The following is a 15,110-nucleotide window of genomic DNA, read 5'->3' on the forward strand; positions in this document are numbered from 1 at the left end:
TTTCAACGCCGCCATTATTTCACCCGTAATCGCGATGGCTACATCGCAGGCATTCTTATTGAATGTAACCGACATCGATTATTCAGCTAACTGTCAAGCACTGATTTTTAGATTGAGCCAGAATTTTCCGATGAAGTTTACGCTAAATTCGTGAAGGAGCCGATCGAGAAGAAATTCCCGAACGTTACACTGGAACGGCAGATGCCGGAAAAAGGCGGTCCCGAGGGGATGAACATTCTCCTGACTTCCGGCGATATTCCGGACCTGTTCTATGCGGTGCCCGGATGGTACGGGAAGCTTCAGCTGAGTCGCGTGTTTGATGATCTGACACCGCTTATCCAAAAGTACAATTTCGATATGGGCAGACTCCACCCCATGGTGCTCGAAACGATCAAGAGCTACTCCAAGGACGGTAAAATCGAACTATTGCCCGAAAGTATGAATACGCTTGCTCTCGTGTACAACAAAGCGATCTTCGACAAATTCGGGGTTCCATATCCGAAGGATGGCATGACGTGGGAGCAACTATTGACGGTTGCGCGCGACGTCAGCAAGAACGATAACGGCATACAGTTCAGAGGGCTCGAATTCGACCGTTTTTTCCCGATCAACAACAGCCAAATGTCGCTGCCGTTCGTCGATCCGAAGACGAATAAATCGATCACATCCTCGGACGGATGGCAAAAGTTTATGTCCACGTTGAAGGCGGTATACGACGTACCCGGCAACAAGCCGCCTAAGGCGATCGGCAACGGGACGCTGTTTTACAAGGACAAGACGCTGGCCATGTTTATCGGCAATATTAACTATTTGAACACTTTGATGGCGATTCCGGATTCGGATCTGCAATGGGATATGGTGACGATGCCGACCTTCAGCGATTTGCCGGGTACGGCTACCCAGGTAAATACTCCTTTCTACGGCATTACGCCCACATCCACCCATAAGGATGAAGCTTTCAAGGTGATCGCGTACTTGCTGTCGGATGAGATCCAGACATTTTACAATAAAGAAGGGCGTCTGACGGTCTTGAACGATAAAGCGATCCGCGATCAGTACGGGGCCAATCTGAAGGAACTGTCCGGCAAGAACGTGAAGGCGGTTACGACGCTGCAGCCGGCTAAGCCAAGACCGTTTACCCTTTATGACGATTATGTCGTCGTACAGTTGTCTAACGCGCTGCAGCGGGCGGCGATCGACAACGTCGATTTGAATACCGCGCTTAGAGAAGCCGCAGAATTGGCCGACAAAGAGATAGACAATTATATCAATTCGATGAAATAGATTCGTTGATAAGGAGAGAACCTCATGACCAGACCTAACATCTTGCTTATTCAAACCGACCAGCAAACGGCGGAAACGTTAAGCCTGTACGGCAATCCGGTACTGCAAACTCCGGCTTTGGAGCGTCTTGCGGAGAAAGGGGTCGTGTTCGAACTGGCGTTCTGCAACTATCCGGCCTGCTCGCCCTCGCGTTCCTCCATGTTTACAGGCCGGTACGCTTCGACGATCGGCGTACATGCGAATCACATGCTGATCAACCCGAACGAAACGACGCTCCCTCAGGTGCTGAAGGAGAACGGCTACCAGACCGCGATTATCGGGAAAAATCACGCATTTATGAACGACGCGGCCAAATCGTACTATCCCGGCGCCGTGCCTGAGAAGGCCAGCCTGCTGCGGCAAGTATTCGATCACGTGCGCCTTGCCGAGCACGGCCATATGGTCGACGGCTACCGGAACGATCCGGAAAGTAAGGCGGCTCACGAGTGGGCTCAGCGCAACTGCTGGAACAGCCCGCTCGGATACGGCACCAATCCGGCCCGGCCGGAGAAATGCGGAACCCACCTCCTCGGCCAAACGATGATCGACTATCTGGAGCAAGTGAGAGATCCGGAGAAGCCGTTCTTCACATGGCTGTCGTTCCCGGATCCGCATACGCCGTATCAAGTGCCGGAGCCTTACGCCAGCATGATCGACCCGGCCGATGTGCCGCTTCCGCCCAAAGACAGCTTGGAAGGCAAACCGGAGCGGCAGAAGGTCATGCACGTGATGGACGCGATGGATCGTGCCGACGACGACGTGATCCGCAAAGTACGCGCCATTCATTACGGCATGATCAAGTTTATCGACGATACGCTCGCGACCGTTTTCGCCAAGATGGAATCGCTCGGTTTGATGGAAAACACGATCATCGTCTTCACCTCCGATCACGGGGATTCCATGGGAGCGCATGGACTCATCCAGAAGCATAACGGGTTCTACGATTCGTTTACACATGTGCCGTTCATCGTCTATGCGCCGGGGTACAAAGGTCCGCAGCGTACCGAACATATGGTCGAACTGGTCGACGTTATGCCGACCTTGCTGGAGATGGCGGGCGTGCCGGTCCCGTACGGTTGCCAAGGCCGAAGCCTCGCGCCGTTCCTGCGGTCGGAGCCGGATTACGCTCCTCGGGAGTATGTCGTTATGGAAAGCGGGGAAGAGGGCGAACCGCCGAAGCTGTCGGATATTACCGGTAGACCGGAACATCCGTTCGATGAGCGGTATTTCGTCTGGTGCGCTTACCGGGACGCCTGGCTGGGCAAAGGGAAAAGCATCCGTACCCGCGACTGGAAGCTGAACGTCTATGCGAATGGGGAAGGCGAGCTGTACGACCTTGGGAACGACCCGCATGAGCTGACGAACCGGTTCGGCGATCCAGCCTATGCGTCGGTTGTCCACGAGCTCGAGCGGAAGCTGCTTCTATGGTCGATCGCCAAAGAAGACCGCCTTCCGATGAATACGACCGTGAAATTGACTTACGAAGATAAGCGGAGAGAAAACATGAAGGCGTGATGTACTTAACGGCTGCGGGCTTTTCCAGAGCAAGATCAAGCCCGCTTGTCCCGGCCGGCGATTCGCCCCTATCCTTTCATTCGAATCGTTATGCAGCCGTACGTTGCTTCTAGGGGGTAACCGATGAAACTGGAATCCGGCAATAAAAGAAAGACAAAGATTCGCATCATCGTTTCAAGCTGTATCATTGCTGCGGGTGCGGCAATCGCAATCGGTTTGTTCGCAGGTAAAACCACCACGGAAAGGATGGAAACCCCACCATTGCAGCCAGATCATACGTATAAAAATCCGCTCTCGCTAAAGGAAGAATGGCCGATCGGAGCGGCGGATCCGAACATTTTGCGTTTCAACGGAAAGTATTATCTGTACGTAACCAGCATGAAGGGTCTGAAAGCCTGGAGCTCGGAAGATCTGGTCAACTGGACGTATGAAGATTTTGTTTCCAAGGATCCGGATGCGAATAACGTATGGGATCCGGGCGTCACTTATTATAATGGGTACTTTTATATATATCCTGCCGTAAATAACGGCAATAACCATTTTTTGTTCAAAAGTGACAGTCCGCTAGGTCCGTTTACGAAGCAATCCGATAATTTCCCTCAGCTCAAAATCGACTCGAACGTATTCGTCGACGATGACGATAAATGGTACATGATCCACGCAGGCGGGAAAGGAATCATCGGTCGTACGATGCCAGACCCGCTCACGTTCGGGCCGGAGAAGCAGCTGAACGCTTATTTGAATTATTGGACCGAAGGGCCTTTCATATTTAAACGTAACGGGATCTATTACATGCTGTATACGGGCAATCACTTTCTGAGCAAAGGGTATCGCGTCGATTATTCGATTGCCAAGGATGGGCCGATCGGTAATTACGCGCAGCACGCCGAACATACGCTCCTGCTGAGCACGAAGGACGATTTGAACGGGCTTGGCAACGCGATGGTGACGATCGGGCCGGATTTGGACTCTTATTATGTGGTCTACCACAATTTGCTCGGCAAGCGTCCAGGCTCGAACGGCGTCGTCCGCAAGGCGAATATCGACCGAATTGTATTTAACGGGGAAAAGATGTCTGTCGCCGGACCGACGAACTTCGTTCAGGAAGCGCCGAAGCGGGCCGACTTTTACACGTGGCTGGATCGTCCGGAAGGGCTGCAGCAGGTTCAGAAGGAAGCGTTCGGCAATGGGTTTATGATCACGACCCGCGAAGCGTCCAAAGAACATTTTGTAGCCGAGTATAATTTCAAGGGGCAGACCGGCTCCGAACGGAGTGCCGGCGCGCGGCTGGGCGTAATGTTCTCGTACAAGGACAAGGACCATTACGCCCTCATCTCGGTTGATCCTGCGGCCAAGACGCTCAGCCTGAAGCAGGTGGATGGCGGAGCTGCAAGCCAGATCGGGGAGCCGGTCAAGCTTGCGGCGGACACGGATTGGACGAAGCTGCACACGATTCGTGTGGAGAAGAGTGACGGCGAGGTTCGCGTGTATTGGGACGGGATGAAAAAGGCGCAAGCCAAACTGTCGCTCGGCGGCGGTGCCATCGGGTATGTATATGAAGGAATGGAGCCTGCTTTATCGTATACGGCATTCAGCAATGACGTGAGCGGGAGCAGCGACTTCGAAGTGTTCAAGACCGTGCCCGGGACGATCCAGGCAGTTCATTTTATGAAAGAGGAACAGCGCGGATATTTTGTTCAAGAAGCAGCGGCCGGAGATAATCCATACCGAAAAGGCGATAAGGTGCAAATCCGCGAAAGCGGAGACGGCGGGTATGCGGCTGAACTGAAGCAATCCGGCGATTGGCTGAGCTATAAGGTTAATGTGAAGAAGAGTGGGCTGTACGGATTGGATCTGGCTCTGGGGAAGCTGGCTAAAGCAGCGGCTGTTGAACTGTTCTTGGACGGAAAGTCGGCCGGGACCTTCAACATTCCTGCCCACGCCGCAGATGCGAAAGAGGCTTGGATCAAGCAAACGATCGGGAAATTGCAGCTCACGCAAGGCTTCCATCAGTTGAAAATCAAGCTGGTCAAGGGCGGCATCGCGTTTAAATCGATGGAGTTCTTTGAAGCTTCGGACGAGAAGGTGAACCTAACGAATGCGCTCGCCGATCTATCGAAGGTAACGCTGCATGGAACGTGGAACCCGGTCGCTAGCGGCGCTCAGTCGGTCATCTCGCAGGAAGAGAAGGACGTGAAGCTGTATATCGGCGATGACGGCTGGACGAATTACGAAGTCGAAGCGGACGTTACGGTCAAGGCGCCGAATGCAGTGAGCGGCGGCGGCATTCTGCTGCGCGCTACGAACGAATCGCAATACGCGGCCCAAGTACAGGATTCGATGATGGGGTATTACCTAGCGATTCAGTCCAATAAGCTGGTGCTGAAGAAGCTGAATTACGGTTCTGAAACGGCGGCAAGCGCGAACGTTAAGGTTGAAGCGGGGCAAAGCAACAAGGTGAAGCTTCGCGCACAGGGGAATCGGATCTCTGTTTATTGGAACGACATGAAAACGCCGGTCATTGACTATTTCGATGCCCATGCATGGACACACGGAAAAATAGGGGTGCGCTCCAATGTGACGGGATTTGAAGCGGTTCAACTGAATGTCCGGTCCATTGAATAGGTGACATCTCAAGGAGTCGGAGAAAGAACTATCCGAGACCTCAGTTCGTGAGGGATCGGCGGACAAGTCGCTTCGGAAGAAGCGTTCCTCGAACGCTTCCGCGGCATTCACGAAGCAATTAAAGCGACGGATTACATCGTCGGGTACTGCTACACGCTCGCAAGCCGAAGGTGCCGATGGAGAAAATTCGGGAGATTAATCTTTCCTGACGATAGGCGGAAAGTGAAGCGCCGGTGTCGATAGTTATTATCGGCGCCGGCGCTGTTTTTCTTGGAGGATCATCGCGAGCTTACATGAGCGGTTGGCATACCATTAGCCTGAATCGTTAACGGTTATTGGTGTCCGGTCTTAGCGGGCTCCATCGATTTTGCTCAAATATTGCTTTGGCGTACAGCCGTTGAATCGTTTGAACAACTCGTAAAAATGGGCCATATTTTCGATGCCGACCGCTCTGGCGATGTCGCCGACGTTTTGACCGCTCATGACAAGCAGCCGCTCCGCCTTGGCAATCCGTTTTCGGTTCACATAATCCGTAAAGGATTCACCCATCGATTTTTTGAAGTATTTCGAGAAATAAAAGTAACTCATTCCAGCGATTTGACTGACTTTCTCCATCTCGATTTTTTCCGCCAAATGATCATCCACGTAATCCAAAATCGGCTTCATGACGCCGAGATCGACGGAATCATGCGCCTGCAGCAGCCCCCGGGTATCCCCGCGAAGCAGAGTCAGCAGCAAATGCCTGATGAGCATGCTTGCGGCTATTTCATAGCCGGTCGATTTGCCTATCACTTCATCGTGGATACGTTCGATGATTCGACCGACCTCAGCGCGAGCGTTTTCGTTTTCCCGGAACATGTAGTTCAGTTCCTCCAGCGGATAATGAACCTCCGAGAAATGGCGGTAATACCGCATCATCGCCGCATCGAAATACGGTTCGAGGTCGACGTGAAGCACGATGTACACCACCTTCTCGCTGCCGACGAAGCGGGAGCGGTGCAGCTGCGAGGAGCCGACAATGACGACGTCTCCAGGATGCAGCGTGTACGAATGGCTCGGGGTATGCAGCTCGTGAACCCCTTGCCGTACGAGAATCAATTCGACTTCCTTGTGATAATGCCAGCGAACGTTTTGGGCTGGTGCTGACGGAGCTGTTTTTTGCGCTTCGAATTTCCATACTTTGATGCACAGCACCGGATTCTGGTAATGGATCGGTTCTTTGTATATATCCATATCTACGACACCTGCACTTTTAGTCATGACAAAATTGGATACAAACCCGACAAATGACGGCATATACGTAATGCAGTCAAAGGTTGTATCGTTGGCTTGAGGATATCATATAACGAAACGAAGAGAGGGACAACCATGAAAGTAGCAATCGTCGGTTGCGGCGGTCTAGGCAATGTTCATGCAGGCTGCTACGCCAAAATTCCCGGCGTTACGATCGTCGGCGTATGCGACATCGATTCGAATCATTTGCGGAAAATGGCCGAACGTACAGGCGCGAAGCCGTATGAATCATTCGATGACATGCTGGAGCAATCGGGCTGCGACGTCGTCAGTGTGACACTGCCCAGCCACCTGCACATGCCGTACTCGATCAAAGCGGCCAAAGCGGGCAAGCATGTCATTTGCGAAAAGCCAATCGCCTTAAACTTGCAGGACGCCGCCGAAATGATTCGCGTATGCGAGCAAAACAGCGTTCGACTGTTTGTCGGCCATGTCGTTCGCTTCTTCCCCGAGTATGTTCAAATGAAAACTAAAATCGCGCAAGGCGCACTCGGCCGTATTGGCGTTGCTCATTTGAAACGGATTGGCAGTCATCCGGGCGATCGTCGTCCCTGGTTCAAGGAGGAGGACAAGAGCGGCGGCGTCGTGATCGATTTGATGGTTCACGATCTCGACTTCCTGCGCTGGTCGCTTGGCGAGGTGCGTTCGGTATATGGCTTGCGCAAGCTCGAAGGAAACGTGGACTACGCTTCGGCAACACTTATTTTCGAAAGCGGTGCGGTTGCCAACATCGAAGCGCACTGGGGCTATCCGGGACCGTTTACGACGGCGGCCGAATTCGCAGGCAGCGGCGGCGTCATTCGCAGCGACAGCTCGAAATCGGTTTCCCTGCAAGTTCGCAAAGCGTCCGCCGACAATGCGGGCGGCCCATTCGTCGAAGTTCCGCAAAGCCCGGGCTATCACAGTCCGTTCGAGCTGGAGATTAAACATTTCATCGAATGCATCCGGGAAAACCGGCAGCCGATCGTAACTGCGCATGATGCGTACAAAGCACTCGAAATCGGTCTTGCGGTCGTCGAATCGTCGCGTACCGGCAAAGCCATCCTGTTCGATAACGGTGTAAGGGAGGGATCGAGATGAACAAGCTGAAAGTTGGCATGATCAGCTTTGCCCATGGCCATGCGCACTCCTATTTGCGCGCGCTGATGGCGCTTCCGCAAGTGGAGGTGATCGCCATCGCCGACTCGGAGAAGAGCCGCGTAGAGAAGGTCGTCGAGAAGAACGGACTTGCCTATTACGAGGACTACCGCGATTTGTTAGCGCGCACGGATATCGAAGTCGTCGTCATATGCTCGGAGAATGCTCACCATGCCCGGCATACGATCGATTCGGCCCTGGCGGGCAAGCATGTCATTTGCGAAAAGCCGCTCGGCATTACTGTATCAGAGATGGAGCAGATGATCGCGGCTTGCGAAGAGAACAACGTGCAGCTGTTCACCGCGTTTCCTTGCCGTTATCTGGCTGCGGTCGTCAATGCAAAGAAGGCCGTGGATCGCGGCGAAATTGGCGATATCCTGGCAATCAAAGGCACGAACCGGGGCACGATGCCGGGCGGCTGGTTCGTTGAACCTGAGCTTTCAGGCGGCGGTGCACTGCTTGATCATACGGTGCACGTCATGGACCTGATGAACTGGTTTACCGGCTCTAACGTGACGGAAGTATATGCGTATGCGGCGACGCTGTTCCACGAGAACCTGAAGGTCGACGATGCCGGCATGATTCACGTGAAGTTCGAAAGCGGCGCCGTTGGTGTACTCGACACGAGCTGGTCGCGGCCGAAGGCGTTCCCGACGTGGGGAGACGTGACAATGGAAATCGTCGGAACGAAAGGGACAATCTCGGTCGACAGCTTCGCCCAAAAAACAGAAATGTACAGCAACGAAGTCGGCAAAGGCCAATATTTGCCATGGGGAGACTCGATGGATCATTATATGATCGAATCGTTCGTGAACGCACTGCTTCAAGGCAAGCCGGCACCGATATCAGGCGTGGACGGTTTGCGCTCGGCAGAAGTCGCTTTGGCTGGTTATGAGTCGGTCAAACTCGGGCAGCCCGTCAAACTTCGCGCTTGAGTAAACCTTGAAACCGATCGACAATACGATCCTTGAAGCCTGAGCCGATATTTAGTACCGGATGTTCCGCAAGCACGAACCCTCCCCAAAAAGTTCTCACTGAATAAGATAAAGTATACTTTTCTTGGGGGTGGGGATGTTGTTTCAACTGAACGGAATCGTAGGTGGAAATGCTCCGATTGCAGTGGGAGCTAAAAAAACGGTACTGCTTCAACAGATCGTGATTCGGTTAAAAAATCGTCAAAAGCTCATTCGATCATTGAGTCGTTCCGACAGCTGGCGCTTGCTGCTCCAGCGTAAGTAACACTAAACCGCGTCATGCGCCTGCCGCCGCGGATCTGATATACTCCCTATAGGGTAGACAGGTTAATTCATAAAACCTGCTGTCATATAGGGAGTTTTTTCGTTTTCTCCATAAAACATAAAGGAGCTCGATGCTATTGATCAATTGGCCGGTTTTCATTTTGTTTTTACTCTTTCCGATTTATGTGGTGTTCAGGCTGGAGACCATAGCAAGGAAATTAGTCAGGATCGAACGGAGGCAGATGGATCTGGAGAGGGAGAATATTAAAATACATAATGCTCGGATGATAGACAACCAACAACTGAAAGACAAGGACTCTGGTGACTTATATTAAGCAAGGGGCGCAAGCCGAAGGTGCCGATGGAGATAATTCGGGAGATTAAGCTTTCCTGACGATAGGCGATCAGTAAAGCGCCGGTGTCGATAGTTATTATCGGCGTAATGATTCAATTGACGCCGACGGGTATGACCTCTATAATCGATTGTCAGAATGAAAGTTTCTTTGGGGGATACTAGATGAGGTTTAAGAGAACAACGGGATTAACAACAGCAGCCTTCCTCTTGGCCGGGATGCTCAGCGCATGCTCGGATGATGTACAAGAGGCTGCAACTCCCAAGCGAGAAACGGGAACATCGCAAGTCACGGTTGAAGACTCCAAGCTGCGCAAGGAAGCGGAAGATGCGTTCAAGCGAGCCGTTGGTAATTCGTGGGACTGGAACGATCTGCGCGTAGTGCGAACCGATTACGATGAATACATAGCATGCCCGAGCGCCATCGGACCGATGATCGTCTATGATGCAGACGAGCGTAAGGTATATGCGTTGAACGGACAGGCCCGAGGCCATCTGAAGCTAGGTATTCGGGACAATTTCAATTTGCTCGACGCGGACTATATTAAGGTGTGTACGCAGATCGTAAAAAAGCACGATGCCGCACCGGCTGCGACCAAAGGCCGGGTCGCACTTATGGAGGCCATAGAAAGCGGAAATCCAGAACGAGTAAAGCAAGCTCTGGACAAGGCCACCGTCAATGAGCTGGACAAAGCCGGCAGGACACCGCTCCACCAGGCGCTAGTCATTCCGCCGTATAACCGCCATCAGATTGTCGGCATGCTGTTGGATGCGGGGGCAGATCCGAATGTCAATGGAACGAAAACCATTCCTGCGATATCTCTTGCCGCGATGAAAAAGGACTTTGTGATGTTTCGCAAATTGATGGACGCCGGGGCGGACATCCACAAGGGCGATTGGGAGGATGCCCGCCCTTTCATTTACGCCGCTGCGAACGATGCCCGCGAGATTGTCGATTTTCTGCTGCAGCAAGGCGAAGATGTAAATCGTACCGACACCGTCGGATTATATCCGGTCGATCACGCACTCATAACCGGTCAGGAAAACATGGCGAATTACTTGAGAAGTCTGGGCGGCAAAAGTATGCTCGATCAGGCCAAGACAAAAGCCGATGCCCAAAGACTGATGAAGCAGGCGAAGATCGAAGAGACCCAAAACTTCCTGGAGCTACAGGTTGGAATGCATAATAACATCTTTGTCACCAAAATGATGTTGAAGGCCGGGTACCCGGTCAACAAAGTGATGAACGAAGCGCTTCCCAATATAGCCGGTCTCGGACGATATGAAATGGTTGAAGCACTTCTGGAAGGCGGCGCGGACCCGAAAATCAAGTTCGACGGAAAGACCGCCCTGGAGGAAGCGAGGAAAGCCGGACACGAGGACATGGTCAAGCTTCTACAGAGCTTTGGCGCAGATCCGAGTGTGAAAGGGACAAGAAAACCCGGAATGTGGCTGACCACGACGCGGGCAACTGGTAGCTCTCCCGTCGCAGCTGCAGCGACTGCCGCTCAAGCGCAAGGCTTAGGGACAAGTAGCGCACCGGAGGTGACAGGAGGAACGGCCCAACAAGCTGCTCCGCCGCCGCAGACGCCTTCAACGACGCAAAAGGCGAGCCCAGAGCATGCAGCGATTGAACCATCCACATCGACGGATGGGTTGCCCGATGGAGTCCTGAAGCCCGGTTCCAAAGGTCCCGACGTGAAAATAGTACAAGAAATGCTCATCCAGCTAGGCGAATCAATGCCCAGCGGGGCTGATGGCAGCTATGGTAAAGAAACGACGGAAGCACTCAAGTCGTTTCAAAAGAAAAACAATCTTACTGCCGACGGCATTTATGGACCTTCAACCAAAAAAGCGATACAGGAACGGATCAAACAAAGCAAATCCGCCTCCCAGTAAACTGGCCGGTTGTATTTAAGAGGTTATCCCGTTTTCACTGGATGACCTCTTTTCTTATGCCCATTATGAGTGCAATCTGTAGAATTCAAGAAGCATAAGCCAAGGAACGAAGCTGCGCCGCCTTGCTTGTTAGCACAACGGGGGTCGGAAGTGATGATCTTCCAGCTTATTGCGATTTTACCCGTTCACGATATAACGCTTTCATAGTATTATTGACATTAATCAAACGATTTGGAATTTATGGATCGCAGGAGGTAGGGCAAAGTGAAAAAGATCGTCAACAAACCGGAGACGCTCGTCGAGGAAATGTGCAATGGGCTCGTCATGGCCTATCCAGAGTTGGAGCTTATCAAGAAATATAAGGTAATCAAGAAAAAAAGCATGGACGAAAACAAAGTCACCTTGATCAGCGGCGGCGGCAGCGGGCACGAACCGGCACACGCCGGGTTTGTCGGCAAAGGAATGCTGGATGCGGCCGTATGCGGAGATGTTTTTGCATCTCCATCCCAAATTCAGGTGTACCAAGCAATTAAAGCGACTGCGAGCCAAAAAGGGACTCTGCTGATTATTAAAAATTACAGCGGCGACGTCATGAACTTCAAAAACGGCGCTCAACTGGCGGCGGAAGACGGAAACCAAGTGGAATATGTGCGCGTCGATGACGATATTGCCGTTGAAGACAGCTTGTACACGGTCGGGCGCCGCGGCGTTGCCGGAACGGTGCTCATCCATAAAATTGCCGGAGCTGCTGCGGAAGAAGGCCGCGAATTGCTGCAAGTAAAAGCGGTCGCAGAGAAGGCAGCAAATAACGTGCGCAGCATCGGCGTGGCGCTCACTTCTTGCACCGTTCCTGCTCACGGGGCACCGACGTTCAAACTCGGCGAAGATGAAATGGAATACGGCGTGGGCATTCACGGCGAACCGGGACAGCGTCGTGAGAAAATCGTCAGTGCGGACGAACTAGCAAAGCGGATGACGAACGAACTGTTAGAAGATTTGGGCATTCAAGACGGGGACAACACGGAAGTTGCCGTGCTCGTCAACGGCTTCGGAGCGACCCCATTGCAGGAATTGTATTTGTTTAACAACGCGGCGGTTCGCGAATTCGCAGGCAGGAACATCCGGATTTACCGTACGTTTGTCGGCAACTATATGACAAGCATCGATATGGCGGGCATTTCGCTGACGATCTTGAAGCTCGATGACGAACTAAAAACGCTGCTATCCAAAGAATGTTATGCGCCTGCCTTCCGGGTGGATGGCCCGGTTTCACCCGTCGAATATGATTACAATACGGAAGCTGAGGACGTTCGCCCCGTTTCCTTCAAAACGGAAACGCCGGAAGCTTACGCAGCAGTTCAAGGCAACGTGCTGACGCTTCAAAACATGATATACATCGTCGATAAAATGAGCGAAATCATTATCGAAAATGAAGTTCTATTCTGCGAACTCGACTCACATGCAGGGGACGGCGATTTCGGAATGAGCGTCTCCAAAGGCTTCAAGCAGTTAAAGAAGGAATGGAGCACGATTCTGGCCCAAGAACCTTTAACAATCAGTTCTTTCCTGGACACATGCTCAATGGTCATTATGGAATATTGCGGCGGCGCTTCCGGACCGATTTGGGGCTCAGCGTTCCGCGCTGCCGGCAAAGCGGCGGGGGATAAAGGGCAACTGACTATTGCGGAGTATGCGGAAATGTTGCAAGCCGCGGTCAAAGGCATTCAGGCAACGGGGGAGCGTTCCTTCGGTAGAGGCGCCGTCGCTGGCGATAAAACGCTGATTGACGCTTTGGTGCCTTTCACGGATACATTCACGACAAGCGCCAGGGCAGGCGATGATTTTAAAATTGCTTTTAATAAGGCGGCGCAAGCTGCGGTCGAAGGCGCCGAAAAAACGAAACAAATCGTCGCCCGAATGGGGCGCGCCGGCAATGTTGGCGAACGCAGCCTAGGCTATCCCGATGCAGGTGCCTACGCGCTTGGCGTCATCTTTTCGGAAATCTCCCGCCACTTAAAATAATCTAAGGGACCCCGGCATTAAGCTAAATGGCAGTTTTGCGCATCATTGTTGTCTGCAAAAATTCAGATTCCCCCTTGAACCTTACGTAACGTAATGATTTATAGTGAACCTAACAGCAGGACAAACCACAGGACAAAGGCAAAAAAATCGAACAAGATAAATTCGAAATTGGAGGAGAAACGGACATGAGAAAACTCGTATTGTTCATGCATGTGTCGCTGGATGGGTATGCGTCAGATTCGAACGGAGAACTGGGTTGGATTCCGTACAACGAGGAATTAGAGAAATACGCCGAGGAGGTCGTAGCCGAAGTCGGCTCTCCCGTTTACGGACGTACGACGTATCGGATGATGGAGAGCTACTGGCCCACGGTGCTGCATGATCCGAACGCGTCGAGGCATGGTATGGAGCATGCTAAATGGCTGCAGGATGTTAAGAAGATCGTCATTTCCGGCACGATGGACAAGGTGGAATGGAACAATACGATGCTGATCAAGGACAAAATCGCAGAGGAAATCAAGGCGCTCAAGGAGCAGCCTGGCAAAGATCTCGTTATCTTCGGCAGCCCGGGGGCTGCGAAGACGCTGCTTGAGCTCGGCCTGATCGACGAATTCCTACTGACGATCTGTCCGGTCGTCCTGGGCAGCGGAAAATCGGTATTCGACGGCGGCTTCGAGAAAATCAGGCTCAAGCTGCTGTCCAGCCGAACGTTCAAGTCGGGCATTATCGCGACCCGCTATGAGTTGGAGAAATAGTCGCGCCGTACAATGTGTTCCTCTCTAACGGGGAATGTGACTTTGCTTAAACAGCCTGCCGGCGTGATCCGGCAGGCTGTTCATACGACACAGAGAACGCGAGTTCGTTAAATAAGACTACACCAAGAAACTGCCGCCGCGTAATTAAACGGGCGGCCGTTTTAAGCTATTTTCAACTAACAGGGCAATGTGGTAAGCAGATTAGAAATATCCAAAGATCCACATGAATCCAAAGGTAAAAGGGATCGATAGTAAGAGGGCCACGAGTGGCTTTTTGTAATGGAGATAAAGCATTGGATACATAATAATGTAAAAAAAGATGCTCCACACGATGTTCCAACCTTTAAAATAATCGATACGGTCCGCAAGATAAAAAATGTACTCGATAAGTGAAAAGAGAATTACCCAGAAGGACCAGTACAGTAAAATGGGTCTCCAGCTAGTAGGATGGTAAGATAAAAACAATAGGGTCATTGAACCTTGCAGGATGAAAATGATCATTATTGCCAATGTCCCATGTGGGAGGATTGATGACTTGAATTTCCAAAGATAGTCTGTTTGTATGATAAATAGGTAAAGAAAGTTGAGCGTGACCATAAAGAGAAGCGTAGGGTAATAATCACGCCACTTGGACCATTTTGCGTAACGTATGGCAAGGAATAAAAAGATTCCTGAAAGTGAAAGGGTCATTGAACACACACCTTGTACCTTAAGCTAAGCCTAGGTGAAGTTTTTACTTTCATTCTTTACATTCAGGGCGGTTTTAAACGTCATTCAGCTAATTCAGAACGTTTCCAATGGGAATAAAAAAAGATGACCCCTGATGAATACGAGGCCACTGAAAAAGTCCTTTCATACGAAAAAGGTACAGTCCTTCAAGAAAATTGAGGAGGCTGTACCTTTTTTACTGTATAATTAAGGCATCACGAAAAGTAGGTGAGAGTAGATGAT

10 protein-coding genes are annotated in these 15,110 nt (G+C 51.7%); 8 read left to right on the plus strand and 2 right to left on the minus strand.

From position 1 onward, the window contains the following. Positions 1-150: 150 nt before the first annotated feature. From KXG62_RS32865 to KXG62_RS32875, 3 genes are all read left to right on the plus strand, one after another. Complete coding sequence (locus tag KXG62_RS32865; protein WP_218096233.1) at positions 151-1,284, plus strand: ABC transporter substrate-binding protein; 1,134 nt, start codon at positions 151-153, stop codon at positions 1,282-1,284. A gap of 24 nt (positions 1,285-1,308) precedes the next feature. Next, positions 1,309-2,838 (plus strand): sulfatase family protein, encoded by a 1,530-nt coding sequence (locus tag KXG62_RS32870; protein ID WP_218096234.1) that lies wholly within the window; start codon positions 1,309-1,311, stop codon positions 2,836-2,838. Between the two features lie 123 nt (positions 2,839-2,961). Beyond that, complete coding sequence (locus KXG62_RS32875) at positions 2,962-5,463, plus strand: family 43 glycosylhydrolase (protein WP_218096235.1); 2,502 nt, start codon at positions 2,962-2,964, stop codon at positions 5,461-5,463. 348 nt (positions 5,464-5,811) lie between these two features. On the opposite strand, the gene KXG62_RS32880 is transcribed toward KXG62_RS32875, so the two are convergent. Next, positions 5,812-6,696: an AraC family transcriptional regulator gene (locus tag KXG62_RS32880; RefSeq protein ID WP_218096236.1), complete on the minus strand. Its 885-nt coding sequence runs from the start codon at positions 6,694-6,696 to the stop codon at positions 5,812-5,814. A 135-nt stretch (positions 6,697-6,831) separates the two neighbouring features. Between KXG62_RS32880 and KXG62_RS32885 the strand changes: the two genes are divergently transcribed. The 5 genes from KXG62_RS32885 (at position 6,832) to KXG62_RS32905 (ending at position 14,159) form a co-directional block, all read left to right on the plus strand. Further along, complete coding sequence (locus tag KXG62_RS32885) at positions 6,832-7,836, plus strand: Gfo/Idh/MocA family protein (RefSeq protein WP_218096237.1); 1,005 nt, start codon at positions 6,832-6,834, stop codon at positions 7,834-7,836. Then, entirely contained in the window at positions 7,833-8,828 is a 996-nt protein-coding gene (locus tag KXG62_RS32890) for a Gfo/Idh/MocA family protein (protein WP_218096238.1), read from the plus strand. Before KXG62_RS32885 ends, KXG62_RS32890 begins: the two co-directional genes overlap by 4 nt. An 874-nt stretch (positions 8,829-9,702) precedes the next feature. Then, complete coding sequence (locus tag KXG62_RS32895; RefSeq protein ID WP_246627754.1) at positions 9,703-11,382, plus strand: ankyrin repeat domain-containing protein; 1,680 nt, start codon at positions 9,703-9,705, stop codon at positions 11,380-11,382. 264 nt (positions 11,383-11,646) lie between these two features. Then, positions 11,647-13,404, plus strand: a complete 1,758-nt coding sequence (gene dhaK, locus KXG62_RS32900) for a dihydroxyacetone kinase subunit DhaK (RefSeq protein ID WP_218096240.1) — start codon at positions 11,647-11,649, stop codon at positions 13,402-13,404. Positions 13,405-13,589: 185 nt separating this feature from the next. Then, positions 13,590-14,159, plus strand: a complete 570-nt coding sequence (locus tag KXG62_RS32905) for a dihydrofolate reductase family protein (RefSeq protein WP_218096241.1) — start codon at positions 13,590-13,592, stop codon at positions 14,157-14,159. 201 nt (positions 14,160-14,360) lie between these two features. Here the strand turns inward: KXG62_RS32905 and KXG62_RS34755 are convergent, their stop codons facing one another. Continuing rightward, a complete protein-coding gene (locus KXG62_RS34755; RefSeq protein WP_425517406.1) occupies positions 14,361-14,849 on the minus strand; it encodes a CBO0543 family protein in 489 nt (162 codons plus the stop codon). Positions 14,850-15,110: the final 261 nt, after the last annotated feature.

The sequence above is a fragment of the Paenibacillus solanacearum genome, from assembly GCF_910593845.1.
Lineage (GTDB): Bacteria > Bacillota > Bacilli > Paenibacillales > NBRC-103111 > Paenibacillus_G > Paenibacillus_G solanacearum.

Excerpts from the sequence above, each read along its gene's own strand:
- KXG62_RS32870 (WP_218096234.1), top strand. The coding sequence starts at position 1,309 with ATGACCAGACCTAACATCTTGCTTATTCAAACCGACCAGCAAACGGCG.
- KXG62_RS32875 (WP_218096235.1), top strand. The coding sequence starts at position 2,962 with ATGAAACTGGAATCCGGCAATAAAAGAAAGACAAAGATTCGCATCATC.
- KXG62_RS32880 (WP_218096236.1), bottom strand. The coding sequence starts at position 6,696 with ATGGATATATACAAAGAACCGATCCATTACCAGAATCCGGTGCTGTGC.
- KXG62_RS32885 (WP_218096237.1), top strand. The coding sequence starts at position 6,832 with ATGAAAGTAGCAATCGTCGGTTGCGGCGGTCTAGGCAATGTTCATGCA.
- KXG62_RS32890 (WP_218096238.1), top strand. The coding sequence starts at position 7,833 with ATGAACAAGCTGAAAGTTGGCATGATCAGCTTTGCCCATGGCCATGCG.
- KXG62_RS32895 (WP_246627754.1), top strand. The coding sequence starts at position 9,703 with ATGCTCAGCGCATGCTCGGATGATGTACAAGAGGCTGCAACTCCCAAG.
- KXG62_RS32905 (WP_218096241.1), top strand. The coding sequence starts at position 13,590 with ATGAGAAAACTCGTATTGTTCATGCATGTGTCGCTGGATGGGTATGCG.
- KXG62_RS34755 (WP_425517406.1), bottom strand. The coding sequence starts at position 14,849 with ATGACCCTTTCACTTTCAGGAATCTTTTTATTCCTTGCCATACGTTAC.